A 17,366-nucleotide genomic window follows, 5' to 3' on the forward strand; every position below is an offset into this window, starting at 1 on the left:
AGGCGGGACCCATGGCCCGCCTGACGATCCTCCCCAACGTGCTCAGCGACCGCGGCTCGAAATACGCGGTCGCGGGCGGCCCGGCGGCCAGCCGCGCCGAGGCCGAGGCGCTGGTCGCGGAGCTCAAGCGCCGCAAGAAATTCGCCAAGGCCACCCATAACAGCTGGGCCGCACTCCTGCCCGAAGGCCCGGTCAAGCAGGATGACGGCGAAGGCGGCGCGGGCATGGTGATCCTGAACTGCCTCGAAGGCGCGGGCGTGCAGAACCATTTGGTCATCGTCACCCGCTGGTTCGGCGGCACGCATCTGGGCGGCGACCGCTTCCGGCACGTGAAGACCGCGACCCGGACCTATCTCGACCAGCTGGCGCCCTCCTGAGGCGCGGCCGCGCACACCGGCCGCGTGTCCCCGCGCCGGCCCGGCGCGCCCCCCCCCCCTGTCACGACCGGACCGGAAATACCTCTCGGGGGAGCGCGAGGGGGCAGACAGCCCCCTCGCTCGCCGTAAGGGCCGGGCGCCCCGCGCGGATCAGAGCACCACGATCCCGCTATGCTTGGCCTTGTGCTCGGGCTCCACATGGATGGTCACGGTGCAATCCGGCACCGCCTCGCGCAGCGCCGCCTCGACCCGGTCGCAGATCTGGTGGGCGTCATGCACGCTCATCTCGCCCGGCACGATCAGGTGGAACTCGATGAAGGTGTGCCGGCCGGCATGGCGGGTGCGCAGGTCATGCGCCTCGATGGCACCTTCCGCATGTTCCGAGATGAGATCGCGCAGCGCGCTCAGATCGTCCTCGGGCACCGCCTTGTCCATGAGCCCGCCCACCGAGCCCGAGATGACGTGATAGCCCGCCCAGAGGATGTTCAGCGCCACGAAAGCCGCCAGCGCCGGGTCGAGCCAGAGCCAGCCCGTGAGCGCCGCCGCCGCGATGCCGACCGCCACCCCGATCGACGAGACGATATCCGTCAGGAGGTGCCGCCCGTCCGCCGCCAGCGCGGGCGACCGCAGCGCCCGGCCCTGCCGGATCAGCACGAAGGCCCAGATGCCGTTCAGCGCGCTCGCGACGAGGTTGATCGCAAGCCCGGTCCAGGGCGCGGTGATCGCGCGCGGCTCGGCGAAAGCCGCCCATGCCTCGCGCAGGATGAAGAGCGCGGCGAGGATGATCAGCACCCCCTCGATCACCGCCGAGAACAGCTCCGCCTTGTGATGCCCGTAGGGATGATCGGCATCGGGCGGACGGTCGGCGATGCGCACCGCGATCAGCGCCGCCAGCGCAGTGGCGACGTTCACGATGCTTTCCAGCGCGTCGGACAACAGCGCGACCGAGCCTGTGACCCACCAGGCCAGCGTCTTGATCGCCAGCACGGCGATCCCGACGAGGACCGAGATCGCGGCAATCCGGGCGGTTTTCGTCATGAAGAACGGATCCTGTCCTGCACCGGGGTCGCGCAGGTCTTAAAAGACCAATCCCGCGCACTCAACCGTTCGGTCGGCATGCGCGGGACAATCGGGCGGCCCGCTGCCGGGCCGCAAGCTGCGGTGGACGCGGCGCCTACTTCTTGAGCGCGTCGCGGATCTCGATCAGGATATCGAGCTCGGACGGCCCGGTCTCGACCGCGGGTGCCACCTCGTCGGGCTTTTCCGCGGCTGACTTGATCCGGTTGACCATCTTCACGAGCATGAAGACCACGAAGGCGATGATCAGGAAATTGATGACCGCCATGATGAAGCTGCCGATGGCGAAGACCGGCGCGCCGGCCTCGGTCGCGGCGGCAAGCGAGGCATGCTCCGAGCCGTCGAGCGTGTAGAACCAACCCGAGAAGTCGATCCCGCCGGTAAAGAGCGCGATGATCGGGTTGATGATGTCGCCCACCAGCGAAGTGACGATCGCGGTGAAGGCGGCGCCCACGATGATGCCGACGGCCATGTCCATGACATTGCCCTTGGCGATAAAGTCCTTGAATTCGTTAATCATGTCCCAGTTTCCAGAAAGCCACCCCCGATACGCCGGGGGCGCCGTAGGCGATAGCGTGCTATCCGGCGTCGCGCGAGAAGAATTTCGCCGCTTTCGGGAAAACGGCGCAATCCTGCAGCCGGGGCGTGGCCCCCGCGCCCCCGGATCGCGAGACCCGGGGCGCGCGGGGCCTAGGGCCTCAGCCCGGCAGCTTGTCGGTCAGCACGTAACGCAGGATCTGCACCACCTGCTCGGGCGTGCGCGCAACCGCGTCGGCGGCCGCGTTCACCTCTTTCAGCGCGTGGTCATGCTCTTCGGGCTGCAGGATGATCATCGACTTGCCGAGCGCCGCCGCCTGGCCCGCGTCGAAGGCCGCGTTCCACTGCTTGTACTTGTCGCCGAAGCGCACGACCACCACGTCGGCGTCGTGCAGGTCCTTGCGGGTGCGGATGCCGTTGACCAGCGCGCCCTTGCGGTCGTGCCAGAACTTCTGGTCCTCCGCACCGAGGATCTCGACCCCGCAATCGTCCGAGGCCGCATGATCCGTCACCGGACCCGAAAAGGTCACGTCGAGCCCCTGTGCGCCCTGGATGATCTGATCCCGCCAATCGGTGTGGATCTCGCCTGCAAGGTATACGTTCAGTCCCATCGCTCTCAGTCTCCTTCACTGTCTCTCGTCATGAAAACGGGCGCCGGAGCGCCCGCTTTTCCTGCAACCTAGGCGGCGCGACAGGCGCGCCAAGGCTCAGCCCCGCAGGACCCCGCCGGTCGCCTTCTGGACCTTCTCGACGATCTTCGCGCCGACCGCCTCGATATCCTTTTCCTTCAAGGTCTTCTCGGTCGGCTGCATCCGCACGGTAATGGCGAGGCTCTTCTTGCCCTCGCCGAGGCTGCCGCCGATGAATTCGTCGAAGACGCGCACCTCTTCGATCAGCGCCTTGTCGGCCCCCGCCGCGGCATTGACCAGGTCGAGCGCCTGCACCTCGGCATCCACCACGAAGGCGAAATCGCGTTCCACCGGCTGCAGATCTTTGAGGATGAGCGCGGGCCGCGTCGTCGTGCGCGCCTTGGGCATCGGGATCTCGCCGGGCCAAAGCGTGAAGGCCACCGCCGGGCCCTTCACATCGAGCGCGCGCAGCACCTTGGGGTGCAACTCACCGAAGACGCCGAGCACCTTCTTGGGGCCGAGGCACAGCATGCCGTGCCGCCCCGGATGCCACCATTCGGAGGCCCCGCGCAGAATCTGCATCTTCGCGGGCGCGTTCATCGCCGCAAGGCAGGCCTCCGCATCGGCCTTCGCGTCATAGAGATCGACCGCACGGGAACCACCATGCAAGTCCTTGGGGCCGGTCTTGCCGACCAGAAGCCCCGCCAGCATCAGCGCCTGTTCGCCGGGCTCACCGCCCGAAAAGACATGGCCCATCTCGAAAAGCGCAAGGTCCGAATGCCCGCGCGCCTGGTTGCGCGCCGCCGCCTGCAGGAGGCCCGGCAGCAGCGAGGGGCGCATATGGCTCATCTCCGACGAGATCGGATTGGCGAGCATCGTCGCCGTGTCCCCGCCGCCGAAAAGCGTCGCCGCCGCCTGGTCGATGAAGCTGTAGGTCACGCATTCGTTGTAGCCGAGCGCCGCCGCGGTCCGCCGCCCGGCGCGCTCGCGGATCTGCGCGGGCGACAGGATCGGCTGCGGCACGCCCGGATCGGTGCGCAGAAGCGGCTTGCCCTCGAGCCTGGTCAGCGAGGCGACCCGCGCGACCTCCTCGACGAGATCGGCCTCGCCCTGCACGTCGGGCCGCCAGGACGGCACATGCGCCATGTCACCTTTCATCGTGAAGCCCAGCGCCTCAAGCGTCGCGCGCTGGGTCTCGGCGGGGATCTCCATGCCGACAAGGCTGACGACGCGGTCGGTATCGAGCTTGTAGGCGCGGGAATGGTCGGGGATCGCACCCGCGACGACCACCTCGGAGGCCTCCCCGCCCGCGTGATCGAGGATCATCCGCGTCGCATGTTCGATGCCCTCGGGCGTCCAGGCGGGGTCGATCCCGCGCTCGAACCGGTAGCGCGCATCGGAATTGATCTTGAGCGCGCGGCCCGTATAGGCGGTGCGGATCGGATCGAAGAAGGCGGCCTCGAGAAAGACGTTCACCGTCTCGCCCGTCACGCCCGAATGCGCGCCGCCCATGATCCCGCCAAGGCTCTCGACGCCCGCATCGTCGGAGATGACGGTCATGCCGGGATCGAGCCGGTAGGTCTTGTCGTCGAGCGCCAGAAGCTCCTCGCCGCCGTCGCTGAGATGCACCCGCAGGTTGCCTTGCACTTTGTCGGCGTCGAAGACATGCAGCGGGCGGTTGCGGTCGAAGGTGAAGAAGTTGGTGACATCGACGAGGAAGGAGATCGGGCGCAGGCCGATGGCCTTGAGCTGCGCCTGCAGCCAGTCCGGCGAAGGCCCGTTTGTCACGCCGCGGATCACCCGGCCGTAGAAGACCGGGCAGGCCTCGCGGGCGTCCTCGTCGATGCTGACGGTGATCGGGCTTGCGAAGCTGCCGGGCACCGGATCGCAATCGCGCGCGATCATCGTGCCGAGCCCGCGCGCCGCGAGGTCGCGGGCGATGCCGCGCACGCCCAGCGCGTCGGGGCGGTTCGGGGTGATGGCGATCTCGATGACCGGGTCGACCTTGGCGGGCTCGTTCTCGGCCAGCCAGTCGGCGAAGCTCTGGCCGACCTCGCCCGAGGGCAGCTCGATGATGCCGGAATGCTCGTCCGAAAGCTCCATCTCGCGCTCGGAGGCCATCATGCCGTGGCTCTCGATGCCGCGGATCTTGCCGACCTGGATCGTGGTGTCGATGCCTGGCACGTAGGTGCCGGGTTTGGCCACGACCACGGTGATGCCTTGCCGCACATTGGGCGCACCGCAGATGATCTGCTTTTCGCCCTCGTCGGTCTCGACCCGGCAGACCTTGAGCTTGTCCGCATCGGGATGCTTCTCGGCGGCGATGACCTTGCCGATGGTGAAGTCGCGCAGTTTCTCGGCGGGGTTTTCCACGCCTTCGACCTCGAGGCCCAGATCGGTCAGCGCCTCGGCGATCTCGGACGCGGAGGCCGTGGTGTCGAGATGGCTTTTCAGCCAGGACAGGGTGAATTTCATCGCGTGCAGCCCTCTGGTGCGGTGTTGGCCGGGGTGTTACCGGATCGCAAGGCGGGGGGAAAGGGGCCGGGCGGCGCTACTCCTGCGCGCGGGCGAGCCGTTCGGTCGCGCCGATGCGCAGAAGGTGGATTTCCCGGACCAGGCGCAGGGTCGGCTTGACCGCGAAGAACATCGATCCCCAGACGAAACACCAGATCGCCGGGGTCTCGTAGGCGGCCCAGAAGAACAGGACGGAGCCTACGAGAAAGAGCATCGCGGCGGCAAAATCGACGAGCGTGTGGGCGATCTCGTAGAACGCGTAGAGCTGGCGCGTGCGGTCGTTGCGGTCGCGGTTTTCCTGGTGGAAGAGCGGCATGGAGGACCTCCGGTTTGGATGCCGGGAAGCCTAGGCGGAGGATGCGGGCTGTCCAGCCGGGGCCGTATTTCGGGGCTGATGGGCTTTCGCCTATCCTGCGACGTTGCGCGTAATGGCCGACGCCTGGCCCGCACGCTGCGAGTGGCCCGCGCACCGACGGTCGAGCCGGGCCAGCGCCGGACCGGCGGGCTGGCGCAGCAATGATTGTGCTATGCGCTTTATCCCGTTATGTCATTGCACGTATCGAACGGCGCACTTGCGTCCCCAAAGCGCCAGACCGGTCGGGCCGGTCCGGCGCTGGCCCGGCGGCTGCCAGGGGCAGCCTTGTTCCGGGCCCATTACGCATGTCACCCGAAATGAAAGCGTCACCTCAGAGCCGCCGCGATCAGAAAATTTTTAATTTTCTGCCCCGGGCGACGCGCCGCGCGCGGCGCAATCCCTTAGCGGGACAGCCCCCCATGCAGCGTCGGCACATCCAGGCTCGCAAAGCCGTAATGCCGCAGCCACCGCAGGTCTGAATCGAAAAACGCCCGCAGATCCGGAATCCCGTATTTCAGCATCGCGATCCGGTCGATCCCCATCCCGAAGGCAAAGCCCTGCCATTCCGCCGGATCCACTCCCGCCGCCGACAGCACCTTCGGGTGCACCATGCCGGAGCCCAGCACTTCCATCCAGCCGTCGCCCTGCCCGATCTTGAGCTGCCCGTCCTCCCAGGTACACTGGATATCGACCTCCGCCGACGGCTCCGTGAACGGGAAATGCGACGCGCGGAAGCGGGTCTTGATGCCGTCCACCTCGAAGAAGGCGGCGAAGAACTCCTCCAGCACCCATTTCAGGTTCGCCATCGAGATGTCGCGGTCGATCGCAAGCCCCTCGACCTGGTGGAACATGGGCGTGTGCGTCTGGTCGTAATCGGCGCGGTAGACCCGGCCCGGCGCGATGATCCGGCAGGGCGCGCCGTGCTTTTCCATATGCCGGATCTGCACCGGCGAGGTATGGGTGCGCAGCACGTGCGGCGGGCGATTGTCGCCATCTTCGCGGTGCATGTAGAACGTGTCCATCTCGGCCCGCGCGGGGTGGTGGCCCGGGATGTTCAGCGCGTCGAAATTGTACCAGTCGGTGTCGATCTGCGGCCCTTCGGCGACCGAGAAGCCGAGATCGGCGAAGATCGCCGTGACCTCCTCCGTCACCTGGCTGATCGGGTGGATCGAACCCATGCGCCGGCCCCACCCGGGCAGCGTCACGTCCAGCCATTCGCCGCGCAGCCGCGCATCGAGCGCGGCATCGGCCAGCGCCTCTTTCTTGGCCGACAGGGCCGAGTTGATCTCGTCCTTCAGGGCATTGAGCGCGGGACCTGCGGTCTGGCGCTCCTCGGGGCTCATCTTGCCCAGCTCGCGCATCTTCAGGCTGATCTCGCCCTTCTTGCCCAGGGCCTCGACGCGCAGGCTCTCGAGCGCGGCCTCGTCATCGGCCCCGGCAATCGCCTCGATATATTTGTTGCGCAGATCGTCCATGTCGCCCTCGCTGAAGCCCGGCCTCGATGCGCGCCTGACTACAGCCCCGCCGGGACGGGCGCAACTCCCCGGACGGCGCCCGTCAGGGGCGCAGCGCCGCGGCCAGGGGGGCGCGCAGGTAGTCGGCGATCAGGGCCTCCGCCCCCCGGCGGCTGAGATGGTCGTCGTCGCGGTAATAAAGCCCGCCGGCATCGGCGACGGGACAGGTCGCGCCGCACCACTCGGCGATGAACGGCACGAAGACCACGTCCGGACGGCCCGCCGCCAGTTCCGCCAGCATCGCCGAGGCGCGGGCGTTGCGCGCCTCGGTCGCAATCCGGCCCGGCGGCGGGCGCAGATCGGCGCCGAAGAGCGCCGCCGAGGCATAGACCTGCGGCACATCGTAGCCGATCTCCGGCACCCCCTCCAGCAGGACGACCCGCCGCCCGCTCGCGGTAATGATGTCGATCAGCGCGGCGACGCCCGCGCGCACGAGGCCCGCGCCGTCGGCCCCGGGCGCGATGCCCGGCGCTTCTCTTTCGAACAGGGCCACGCCCGGCGCCTCGCCCGGCGCGCGGACGCCCTCGACCGCCAGCGCCCAGCGCGCAACGAGGACGATGGTCCCGAAGGCCTCTCCCTCGAGCGCCTCCTGAAGGCGCGCCTTGGCCGCCGCGCATTCCGCCTCCTCGTCGGTCCGTCGCACCCCCGCAAGCGGCGTGCAGGCCGAGGCATAAAGGAGCGCCCCGCCCTGCCCCGTCTCGCGCAACAGCGCGTCGAAGCCATAGGCCAGCGCACCGGCATGGCTGTCGCCGAAGATCATCACCTCGGGCGCCGCGGTCTCGACGCCGAGGGGGCACAGCTTGCCCTCGGCCCGTCCGCCGCAGCGCGCCACCGGCAGCGTCTCTTCATCCGCGGTGGCGAGGATCGGCGCGATGGCGGCGGGCATCCGCGCGGCATAGCCGTCCTCGGTGTCGATGGTGCTGCCGGCAGTATAAAACAGGACCGCGCCCAGCACCGCGCCGCCGAAGATGCTGCGCCGCCCGAGGCCGCCCGCCTGCGCGGGCCTGCGGAACGGACGCTCCACGAACCGCCAGCTCAGCGTGGCGAGGGCCAGCGACAGGGCGATGGCCCCGACCACCAGGGTGGCGGGCAAGAGCCCGTCCCCGACCCAGAGCCGCGCGGCGACCAGCACCGGCCAATGCCAGAGGTAAAGCGAGTAGGATATCAGCCCGACCCCGACGAAGGGCGCCAGGGACAGGAGCCGCGCCGCGGGCGTCGTGCGGAACCCGCCCGTCCAGATCAGCAGGGCCGCGCCCAGAACCGGCGGAAGGGCCGCGAGCCCCGGAAACGGCGTCGCCTCGGAATAAAGCGCGATGGGCAGGAGGATCGCGCCCAGCGCCAGCACCGAAAGCCCGTCCGCCAGCCAGTCGGGAAGCCGCCACCGCGCCCCGGAGAGCGCCACCAGCGCCCCGGCCCCAAGCTCCCACGCGCGGGTCGGCGTCGCGTAGAATCCGGCGACCGGATCGGCGCCCACCAGCCAGATTGCATAGGCCAGCGAGAGCGCCGACATCAGCGCGATCCCAGCCCAGACCAACCGCGACGCGAACCGCGTGAGGCCCAGAAGCAGCAGCGGGAAGACGATGTAGAACTGCTCCTCCACCGCCAGCGACCAGGTGTGCAGAAGCGGCATGAACTCCGCCCCCGGCGCGAAATAATCCGACGCGATCCAGAGGAAGTGGTAGTTGGAGAAGAAGAAGGTCGTGGCGATGACGCTTTCGCCCAGGGCCTCGTATTGCCCCGGCACCAGCATCCACCAGCCCGCGACCAGCGTCGCCGCGATCACCGTGAAGAGCGCGGGCAGGATGCGCCGCGCCCGGCGCTCGTAGAAGCGCAATAGGCTGAATTGCCCGCCCGCGATGTCGTCCATCAGGATGCGGGTGATCAGGAAACCCGAGATGACGAAGAAGATGTCGACGCCGATGTAACCGCCGGAAAAGCCCGGCACATGGGCGTGGTCCAGCACGACCGGCAGGACGGCCACGGCGCGCAGCCCGTCGATATCGCGGCGGTATTTCACCGAGGACCTCCGACCTTGGATTCCAGATCACGCCCGCTTACCCGCGATGGCCGCCCGCGTCAAAGCGCCGGGGCCCCCCCACGGCTCAGAGCCCCTGCCTGGCCCGGGCCTGCAAGATGGCGATCAGGCCCGCATCGCGCGCGCGCACCAAATCCGTCCCCGCATACTCGTCAAGCTCTGCATCGACGCCCGCGATCAGCTGCGCGATCACCGGCTCGGTCAGCTCGGGGCTGCCCAGCTCGGCCCAGCGCGCCGCCTGCGTCGGGCCGAGGTGACGGATGTAATGGCGAAACCCGCCATCGCCGCCGCCCAGATGGTAGGTCAGGTGCGGCCCCATCAGCGCCCAGCGCAGCCCCGGCCCCGACGCCACCGCGCGGTCCACGTCGGCGACGCTGGCGATGCCCTCGGCCACCAGATGCACCGCCTCGCGGTAAAGCGCGGCGGACAGGCGGTTGGCGATATGGCCGATCACCTCTTTGCGCACCACGATAACGTCGCGACCGAGGCCGCCGTAAAAGGCGCGCGCGGCCTCGATCACTTCGGGATCAGTCGCGCGGCCCGCCACCAGCTCCACCAGCGGGATGAGATGCGGAGGGTTGAAGGGATGCGCGACGAAAACCCGGCCCGGATGCGCCGCGCCCTCCTGGATGTCCGAGGCCAGAAGCGACGAGGTCGAGGAGGCGATGGGCACCGCCGCGCCCAGATGCGCCTCAAGCGCGGCCACGATCTCGCGCTTCACCGCGATGCGGTCCGGGCCGCATTCCTGCACGAACTCCGCCTCCCGGCAGGCCTCGGCGAGATCGGTCGTGACCAGCAATCTCTCCATGGGCACGGGCCCCTCTGCCAGCCCCAGCGCCTGCAGGTCGGGCCATGCGGCAGCGAGCGTCCGCGCGACCCGCGCCTCGGCTTCGGGGTCGGGGTCCTGCACGGCCACATGCGCGCCATGGGCGAGGAACAGGGCCGCCCAGCTGGCGCCGATCAGCCCGCCGCCGACGATGGCGATCCGGTCATATGTCATGCGTCCCCTTCCATGCCTTCCCCCGAGACGAAAAAAGGCCCCGGGCGCGTCTGCGGTCCGGGGCCTTCGAAGGACGGTGTCGGGCAAGGCTTACGCGGCCAGCGCGCCCTTGGCCTGCTCCACGATCGCGCCGAAGGCTTCGGGCTCGTGCACGGCCAGATCGGCCAGAACCTTGCGGTCCACCTCGATGCCGGCCAGCGACAGGCCGTTGATGAAGCGCGAATAGCTCAGCGCCTCGTCATGCGCGCGCACGGCGGCGTTGATCCGCTGGATCCACAGGGCGCGGAAGTTGCGCTTGCGGTTCTTGCGGTCGCGCGTGGCGTACTGGTTGGCCTTGTCGACCGCCTGCGTGGCGACCTTGAAGGTGTTCTTGCGGCGGCCGTAATAGCCTTTGGCTGCCTTGGTGATCTTCTTGTGACGGGCGTGGGTAACGGTCCCACCTTTGACTCGCGCCATGATCTAGCTCCTAATTCTGGTGTCTCTGGGTGGGATCAGCGGTCGTAGGGCATGAAGCCCTTGATGATCTTCGCATCGGGCTCCGACAGGGTCGTCGTGCCGCGTGCGTCCCGGATGAATTTCTTGGTGCGCTTGATCATGCCGTGGCGCTTGCCAGCCTGACCGCCGATGACTTTACCGGTGGCCGTGACCTTGAAGCGCTTCTTGGCGCTCGACTTCGTCTTCATCTTGGGCATTTCCATCTCCATCTGCTTGAGCGTCGGAAACGCGCGACTCGGCAATGCCACTTGGCCGGACGCGCGACGTCAGAGACGCCCCTTTAGACAAGGCCCTATGGGATTGCAAGCCCTGCCGCGACGCCGCGCCGGGCGCCGGGATCGCCGCCCCGAGTTCCCTAACGCAGGGCCGCGATCACCTCGTAGAAAACCATCGGAATATCTGCGAGCCGGTAGCCGTCTTCGGATCCCTGCCACGCGAAGACGATGGCCCAGCCGGCGCCAAGCGCCAGCAGACAGGCGACGACCGGACGCCGCCGTTCCGCGAAGGCCGCAAGCGCCGAGGTGACCGCCAGCGCCGAGAGGAAGATCCCCAGCGCCAGCGCGATATCGGGTGACATGGACAGCGCCCCTTTCGGGGGGCAGCCTATTCGGGATCTGTGGCGTAGATCAAACGCTCATCGCAGGGCGCGACGCGCAGGATGTTCGTGGTGCCCGACGTGTTGAAGGGCACGCCCGCGGTCACCACGATCAGGTCCTTGGTGGTGGCGTATTCCAGGGCGCGGGCGGCCTTCGCGGCGTTCACCACGGCCATCTTGAACCGGTCGAGCGAGTCGGTCACGACGCATTGCGTGCCCCAGGTCAGCGCCAGCCGCCGGGCCGTCTTGGCCGAGGAGGACAGCGCGAGGATCGGCACCCGCGGCCGTTCCCGCGCCACCAGAAGCGCCGTGGTGCCCGACTGGGTGTAGCAGCAGATCGCCTTGACCTGCGCGCTCTCGGCGATCTCGCGCGCCGCGGCGACGATGCCATCGGCGACCGAACGCTTGTTGGAAGAGCGCGACGCCTCGATGATGTCGGTATAGGTCGGGTCGCTCTCGACCTCCTCGGCCACGTTGTTCATCGTCGTGACCGCCTCGATCGGGTAATCGCCCGCGGCCGATTCCGCCGAGAGCATGATCGCGTCGGAGCCCTCGTAGATCGCGGTCGCCACGTCCGAGACCTCGGCGCGGGTCGGCATCGGGCTTTCGATCATCGATTCGAGCATCTGCGTGGCCACGATCACCGGCTTGGCCGCCGCGCGGCATTGGCGGATCAGGCGCTTCTGGATGGGCGGCACGTTCTGCACCGGCAGTTCCACGCCGAGATCGCCGCGCGCCACCATGATACCGTCCGAGACCGCGAGGATTTCGGCGAAGGCCTTCACCGCGGCGGGCTTCTCGATCTTCGACAGGATCGCCGCGCGGCCCTTGGTCAGCTCGCGCGCCTCTTCCACGTCGGCGGCGCGCTGCACGAAGGACAAGGCCAGCCAGTCGACGCCCAGATCGGCGACGAATTCCAGGTCCTTGCGGTCCTTTTCGGACAGGGCCGCCAGCGGCAGCACCACGTCGGGCACGTTCACGCCCTTGCGGTTCGAGATGGTGCCGCCCACGGTCACGGTGCAATCGGCGAAATCCTTGCCGCATTTCTCGACCTTGAGGCGGATTTTGCCGTCATTGACCAGCAGCGAGGCGCCGGGTTCCAGCACCGCGAAAATCTCCGGATGCGGCAGGTTCACGCGCTTGGCATCCCCCTCGGCGGGATCGAGATCGAGGCGGAAGGCCTGCCCCTCCTCGAGTTCCTCCTCGCCCTTGGCGAAGGCGCCCACACGCAGCTTCGGGCCCTGCAGGTCCGCGAGGATGCCGATGGTCGAATCGAGGTCCTTTTCCACCTGCCGGATGATCTTGTGCCGCTCGGCGATCTCGCTGTGGCTGCCATGGCTCATGTTCAGGCGAAAGACGTCCGCCCCGGCCTCGTGCAGCGCGCGGATCATCTCGTAGGAGGAGGAGGCCGGGCCGAGGGTGGCCACGATCTTCACGTTTCGCATCCGTCTCATCGCAAGGTCCTGTTCGTTGATCGAAGGGGAAAGCGGCCATGTTACCGCTACCAGTCGGTCGGCTTATGGCGCACTTTTCCCGCGGGCTCAACCTGAACCGACCGGGAGGGCGATTGTCAAAGGGCCATTTGCACAACCGCCCTGTCCGCGGCACCACTTGCATAGGATGCCGAAAGACACGACGTTATCGGGAAAGTTCAGGAGGACATCATGGACGACCAGACCCGCATCGAGCTTGAAGCCGCCGCCTTCCGCCGCCTGCGCCAGCACCTGATGGAAGACCGCACCGACGTGCAGAACATCGACATGATGAACCTCGCGGGGTTCTGCCGGAACTGCCTGTCGCGCTGGTACCAGGAGGCCGCGAACGAAAAGGGCATCGAGATGGGCAAGGACGAGGCGCGCGAGATCTTCTACGGCATGCCCATGTCCGAGTGGAAGGCGAAGTACCAGACCGAGGCCTCGGGCGAGAAGCAGGCCGCTTTCGAGCAGGCATTCGCGGAAAACGTGGGCTCCAAGGGCTGAGGCGCCCATGCGCCCCGAGGAACGCCGGGACAGCTTCGTGCGCGATGCGCTGGCCGCGGGCCAGAGCGCAGAGGGCATTTCCCGGCAATTGATCGCAGCGGGCTGGTCCGAAGGCGAAACCCGCGCCGCGCTCGCGCAATGGGCGCCCGGGGACGGCCCCCTGCCGGTGCCGCGCCCGCGGGCGGTGCTCGGCGCGCGCGATGCGTTCCTCTACGCGGTCATGTTCCTGTCTCTCGCGGCCATCATCGGCTACATGGTGGCGCTCGGCTTCAACCTGATCGACGCCTGGCTGCCCGATCCCGGCGACCGGCCCTATGCGGGCTTCAACGGGCTGATGCGCTGGTCCATCGCGAACCTGATGATCTTCCTGCCGCTGTTCTTGCTGCTCGACCGGCGGATGGTGCAGAACCGCGCCTCGGACCCTGCCGGCGGGCGGTCTGCGACGCGGGCCTGGCTCGGCCATGTGCTGCTGTTTCTCGCCGCCGCTACGCTGATCTGCGACGCGGTCGCCGTTCTGTATGCCTTCCTGTCGGGCGAGCTGACCCTGCGCTTCATCGCCAAGGCCGTGCTTGTCGCCATCGCGGCGGGGCTCGTCTTTCTTTATATCCGCGGCGTCATGGCGCCCGAGGCGGCCTCGTGAGGCCCGACCGCATCGCCGTCTGGGGTGTCATCGCGCTGAGCGTGGGCCTTGTCGGGCTGGCCTTCGTGCAGGTGGGCGGCCCGCAGGCCGGGCGCATGGAGGCGCGGGACGAGGCCCGCTTCGGCGATCTTCTCGCCCTGACCTCGGTCGTCACCTGCAAGGCCACGACCGAAGGCAATGTGCTGCCCGACGATCTGAGCCCCAGCACATCGTGTTATTACGACGTCCGCCGCACCGACCCCTATACCGGCGCGCCCTATCGCTACGAGGTGGTGGACCGCGAGGAATACCGCCTCTGCGCGGAGTTCGAGGATGCCGCGCGCCTGTCGCGCCGCGCGGGCAGTTTCGATCCGGAAACCGGGTGCCTCTACCAGCAGATCAGCCTGACGCCCGGGGAGTGACGCGCGGCCCTCGGCCCGCGCCTCCCACCCGCGCCCGATCTCAGATCGCGGCCTTGCGGCTTTCCTCGAGGTAAATCTCGCGCAGCCGTGCCGCGCGCGCGCCCGGCGTGCCGTCCCCCAGCGCTACGCCGTCGATCTCGACCACCGGCATGACGAAGGCCGAGGCCGAGGTGATGAAGGCCTCGTCGGCTTCCTTCGCCTCGTCGATGGAGTAATTCCGCTCCTCCACCTTCATCTGCGCCTCGGCGGCGAAACGCAGCACCGCCGCGCGGGTGATGCCGTGCAGGATGTCGTTCGACAACGCGCGGGTGATGATGGTGTTGCCCTTGATGATATAGGCGTTGTTCGAAGTGCCTTCCGTGACGAACCCGTCCTCGACCATCCAGGCATCGTCCGCGCCCGCCTTCTTGGCCATCATCTTGCCCATGGACGGGTAAAGCAGCTGCGTCGTCTTGATATCGCGCCGGCCCCAGCGCTGATCCTCGATCGAGATGATCTTCATGCCCTTCTTGGCCGCCGGGCTGTCGGCGAGGCCGGGCTTGTTCTGGGTGAAGAGCACGATGGTCGGCTCGGTCGTCTCGGGGTCGGGAAAGACGAAATCCCGGTCGCCGGGCGCGCCGCGGGTGATCTGCAGGTAGACGAGCCCCTCCTCGATGCCGTTCTGGCGCACCAGTTCGCGGTGGATCTCCAAAAGCTCATCCGTGGTCACGGGGCTGCGCATGTCGAGCTCGGAGAGCGAGCGTTCCAGCCGCTTGGCGTGGCCCGCGAAGTCGATGAGCTTGCCGTCGAGCACGCTCGTCACCTCGTAGACCCCGTCGGCCATCAGGAAGGCACGGTCGAAGATCGAGATCTTCGCCTCGTGCTCGGGCAGATACTCGCCGTTCACATAGACGGTGCGGGTCATGGGGCATGTCTCCTGAATGTCGTGCAGGTGGTTTTCATGGCTTCGGCCGCTCCGTCAAGAGAGGGCGCTGCGATATTCTGTCCGCCGATCCGGCGCGACCGGCACTGCTAAACAGGGCAGCTTGCGGACGCCGCGCCGGGGCACGCGGCCCGCGCTTGCGCGTAACTCGCCGGGGCCGAGGCCACGGCGCTCCGCTCTAGCCCCAGAGCCCCGGCTCCGGCGGATGCACGCCATGCTCGTCGAAAAGAAGCGGCAAGTCGCGGTCCTCGGCCAGAAGCAGCGGGCCGTCGAGATCGGTCACCAGCGCCCCCTGCGCCACCAGCACCGCGGGCGCCATGGCGAGCGAGGAGCCGACCATGCAGCCGGTCATGATGTCGTAGCCCTCGGCCAGCGCCGCATCGCGCAGGGCCAGCGCCTCGGTAAGCCCGCCGGTCTTGTCGAGCTTGATATTGGCGATGTCGTACTTGCCATTGAGCGCAGGCAGCGAGGCCCGGTCGTGGCAGCTTTCGTCGGCGCAAAGCGGCACGGGCCGGTCGATGCCCCGCAGCGCGTCGTCCTCGCCCGCGGGCAGGGGCTGCTCGACAAGGCTCACGCCCAGCTTGACGAGATGCGGCGCGAGATCGGCATAGACCTCCGCCGACCAGCCCTCGTTGGCGTCGATGATGATCCGCGCCTCGGGCGCGCCGCGCCGCACCGCCTCGAGACGGGGCATGTCGTCGGGCGTGCCGAGCTTGATCTTCAGAAGCGGGCGATGAGCGTGTTTGCGCGCCGCCGCTTCCATCTTCTCGCGCGCATCGAGCGACAGGGTGAAGGCGGTGATCTCGGGCTTCGGCGCGGAGAGGCCCGCGAGTTCCCAGACCCGGCAGCCCGCCTGCTTGGCCTCGAGATCCCAAAGCGCGCAATCCACGGCGTTGCGCGCCGCGCCGGCCGGCAGTGCCTCCTGCAGCGCCGCGCGGTCGATATCCGCGGGCAGGCTCTCGATCTGGGCGGTCACGCTGTCGAGCGTCTCGTCGTAGCGCGCATAGGGCACGCATTCGCCCCAGCCGGTGACGCCGTCGCGGGTGATCCGCACGGTCAGGACCTGCGCCTCGGTGCGCGAGCCGCGGCTGATGGTGAAGGCTTCGGCGAGCCGGAAGACGTCGCGCGTCACGGTGATGGTCATCCCTGCACCTCCTGTCTTGCCTCTTTGAAAATACGCGGCTTTGCCGCCGGGCTCAGAGCGCCGCCAGCGCATCCACGAGCTTGCCCGCGCCGTGGCGGTAGGGGTCGACCGCCGGCAGGCCCAGCCGCTCTTCCAGCTCGGCGAGATAGCTGTTCGCCTCATCGTCCGACAGCGCCTTGGTATTCACCGAGATCCCAACCACTTGGCAGCCGGGGTTTGGGATGCGCGCCAGCGCCAGCGCCAGGTCGCGCAGCTCCTCGAGGCTCGGCAGGCTGTAATCCGGCAGACCGCGCATATGCGTGCGCGTCGGCTCGTGGCAGAGGATCAGCGCGTCGGGCTGGCCGCCATGGATAAGCGCCATGGTCACCCCGGAATAGGAGACGTGATAGAGGCTGCCCTGCCCCTCGATCACGTCCCAATGATCGGGATCGTTGTCGGGCGTCAGCCATTCCACCGCACCGGCCATGAAATCCGCGATCACCGCATCGAGCGGCACGCCCTCGCCGGTGATCAGGATGCCGGTCTGCCCGGTGGCCCGGAACGAGGATTTCATCCCCCGCTGCTTCATCTCCGCATCGAGGGCCAGCGCGGTGTACATCTTGCCGATGGAGCAATCGGTGCCCACCGCCAGAACCCGCTTGCCGGTTCGCTTCTTGCCGTCGGCGATGGGATATTCCACCTCGGGGATGCGCACGTCGTGCAGCGCCCGCCCGGTCTCCTGGGCCTTCGCCGCGAGGTCCTTTTCATGGCGCAGCAGGTTGTGCAAGCCGCTGGCGATGTCGTAGCCCTGATCGAGTGCCGCGAGCAGGACCTCCTTCCACTTCGCGGAGATCTTGCCGCCCCGGTTCGCCACGCCGATCACCAGCGTCTTTGCCCCGGCCGCGCGGCCCTCCTCGAGCGTCATGTCGGTGAGCCCCATATCCGCGTTGCAACCCTCGAGGCGCAGCTGGCCCACGCAATTGTCGGGCCGCCAGTCCTTGATCCCCTGGGCCACCTTGGCCGCGAGCGGGTCGGGCGCGTCGCCCAGGAACAGAAGATAGGGTGTCTCGATCATGGCATCCTCCAGCGGTTTCGGCGCAAACTAGCAGTCTGCAGCGGAATGTCCTGCGCAATCGCGCCGCCGATGCGCCGGATTGCGCAAGATAAGGGCAG

Annotated in this window: 19 protein-coding genes; 4 read left to right on the plus strand and 15 right to left on the minus strand. The window is 68.1% G+C overall.

Annotation, left to right across the window (positions count from 1 at the left end; all coding sequences use genetic code 11):
* The first annotated feature begins 11 nt into the window (after window positions 1–11).
* Window positions 12–377: a YigZ family protein gene (locus tag BW990_RS17255; RefSeq protein ID WP_407690144.1), complete on the plus strand. Its 366-nt coding sequence runs from the start codon at window positions 12–14 to the stop codon at window positions 375–377.
* Window positions 378–527: 150 nt separating this feature from the next.
* Here the strand turns inward: BW990_RS17255 and BW990_RS17260 are convergent, their stop codons facing one another.
* From BW990_RS17260 to pyk, 12 genes are all read right to left on the minus strand, one after another.
* The gene (locus BW990_RS17260; RefSeq protein ID WP_076450020.1) at window positions 528–1,415 is read right to left on the minus strand and encodes a cation diffusion facilitator family transporter; all 888 of its coding nucleotides are present in this window, start codon (window positions 1,413–1,415) and stop codon (window positions 528–530) included.
* A 136-nt stretch (window positions 1,416–1,551) separates the two neighbouring features.
* Window positions 1,552–1,974 carry a large conductance mechanosensitive channel protein MscL gene (gene mscL / locus BW990_RS17265; RefSeq protein WP_076450022.1) on the minus strand — a complete coding sequence of 141 codons (423 nt, stop codon included), beginning with the start codon at window positions 1,972–1,974 and terminating at the stop codon, window positions 1,552–1,554.
* Between the two features lie 178 nt (window positions 1,975–2,152).
* Window positions 2,153–2,602, minus strand: a complete 450-nt coding sequence (locus tag BW990_RS17270; RefSeq protein WP_076450025.1) for a YtoQ family protein — start codon at window positions 2,600–2,602, stop codon at window positions 2,153–2,155.
* Window positions 2,603–2,698: 96 nt separating this feature from the next.
* Window positions 2,699–5,095: a phenylalanine--tRNA ligase subunit beta gene (gene pheT / locus BW990_RS17275; protein ID WP_076450027.1), complete on the minus strand. Its 2,397-nt coding sequence runs from the start codon at window positions 5,093–5,095 to the stop codon at window positions 2,699–2,701.
* Window positions 5,096–5,171: 76 nt separating this feature from the next.
* The gene (locus BW990_RS17280) at window positions 5,172–5,450 is read right to left on the minus strand and encodes a YrhK family protein (RefSeq protein WP_076450029.1); all 279 of its coding nucleotides are present in this window, start codon (window positions 5,448–5,450) and stop codon (window positions 5,172–5,174) included.
* A 440-nt stretch (window positions 5,451–5,890) separates the two neighbouring features.
* Entirely contained in the window at window positions 5,891–6,964 is a 1,074-nt protein-coding gene (gene pheS, locus BW990_RS17285; RefSeq protein ID WP_076450030.1) for a phenylalanine--tRNA ligase subunit alpha, read from the minus strand.
* Between the two features lie 82 nt (window positions 6,965–7,046).
* Complete coding sequence (locus tag BW990_RS17290; protein WP_076450031.1) at window positions 7,047–9,020, minus strand: acyltransferase family protein; 1,974 nt, start codon at window positions 9,018–9,020, stop codon at window positions 7,047–7,049.
* An 85-nt stretch (window positions 9,021–9,105) separates the two neighbouring features.
* Window positions 9,106–10,038 carry a 3-hydroxyacyl-CoA dehydrogenase NAD-binding domain-containing protein gene (locus tag BW990_RS17295; RefSeq protein WP_076450032.1) on the minus strand — a complete coding sequence of 311 codons (933 nt, stop codon included), beginning with the start codon at window positions 10,036–10,038 and terminating at the stop codon, window positions 9,106–9,108.
* Window positions 10,039–10,128: 90 nt separating this feature from the next.
* The gene (rplT, locus tag BW990_RS17300) at window positions 10,129–10,494 is read right to left on the minus strand and encodes a 50S ribosomal protein L20 (RefSeq protein ID WP_076450033.1); all 366 of its coding nucleotides are present in this window, start codon (window positions 10,492–10,494) and stop codon (window positions 10,129–10,131) included.
* Window positions 10,495–10,529: 35 nt separating this feature from the next.
* Window positions 10,530–10,730: a 50S ribosomal protein L35 gene (rpmI, locus tag BW990_RS17305; RefSeq protein ID WP_076450119.1), complete on the minus strand. Its 201-nt coding sequence runs from the start codon at window positions 10,728–10,730 to the stop codon at window positions 10,530–10,532.
* A gap of 158 nt (window positions 10,731–10,888) precedes the next feature.
* Window positions 10,889–11,110: a hypothetical protein gene (locus tag BW990_RS17310; RefSeq protein ID WP_076450034.1), complete on the minus strand. Its 222-nt coding sequence runs from the start codon at window positions 11,108–11,110 to the stop codon at window positions 10,889–10,891.
* Window positions 11,111–11,136: 26 nt separating this feature from the next.
* The gene (pyk, locus tag BW990_RS17315) at window positions 11,137–12,582 is read right to left on the minus strand and encodes a pyruvate kinase (RefSeq protein WP_076450035.1); all 1,446 of its coding nucleotides are present in this window, start codon (window positions 12,580–12,582) and stop codon (window positions 11,137–11,139) included.
* 210 nt (window positions 12,583–12,792) lie between these two features.
* Between pyk and BW990_RS17320 the strand changes: the two genes are divergently transcribed.
* From BW990_RS17320 to BW990_RS17330, 3 genes are read left to right on the plus strand one after another with little or no spacing between them, the layout of a single operon-like run.
* Window positions 12,793–13,107 (plus strand): DUF1244 domain-containing protein, encoded by a 315-nt coding sequence (locus BW990_RS17320; RefSeq protein WP_076450036.1) that lies wholly within the window; start codon window positions 12,793–12,795, stop codon window positions 13,105–13,107.
* A gap of 7 nt (window positions 13,108–13,114) precedes the next feature.
* On the plus strand, window positions 13,115–13,747 hold the full coding sequence (locus BW990_RS17325; RefSeq protein ID WP_076450037.1) for a DUF5671 domain-containing protein: 633 nt from the start codon (window positions 13,115–13,117) through the stop codon (window positions 13,745–13,747).
* Window positions 13,744–14,148, plus strand: coding sequence for a hypothetical protein (locus BW990_RS17330; RefSeq protein ID WP_076450039.1), 405 nt, complete (start codon window positions 13,744–13,746; stop codon window positions 14,146–14,148). Before BW990_RS17325 ends, BW990_RS17330 begins: the two co-directional genes overlap by 4 nt.
* Before the next feature lie 40 nt (window positions 14,149–14,188).
* Here the strand turns inward: BW990_RS17330 and BW990_RS17335 are convergent, their stop codons facing one another.
* The 3 genes from BW990_RS17335 to dgcN all read right to left on the minus strand — a co-directional run bounded on the left by BW990_RS17335 (window position 14,189) and on the right by dgcN (window position 17,268).
* Complete coding sequence (locus BW990_RS17335; protein WP_076450041.1) at window positions 14,189–15,052, minus strand: D-amino-acid transaminase; 864 nt, start codon at window positions 15,050–15,052, stop codon at window positions 14,189–14,191.
* Window positions 15,053–15,248: 196 nt separating this feature from the next.
* Window positions 15,249–16,214, minus strand: a complete 966-nt coding sequence (dgcA, locus tag BW990_RS17340; protein ID WP_076450043.1) for an N-acetyl-D-Glu racemase DgcA — start codon at window positions 16,212–16,214, stop codon at window positions 15,249–15,251.
* A gap of 52 nt (window positions 16,215–16,266) precedes the next feature.
* Window positions 16,267–17,268, minus strand: coding sequence for an N-acetyltransferase DgcN (dgcN, locus tag BW990_RS17345; protein ID WP_076450045.1), 1,002 nt, complete (start codon window positions 17,266–17,268; stop codon window positions 16,267–16,269).
* Between the last annotated feature and the right edge of the window lie 98 nt (window positions 17,269–17,366).

This window comes from Roseivivax lentus (assembly GCF_900156805.1).
GTDB classification, from domain to species: domain Bacteria; phylum Pseudomonadota; class Alphaproteobacteria; order Rhodobacterales; family Rhodobacteraceae; genus Roseivivax; species Roseivivax lentus.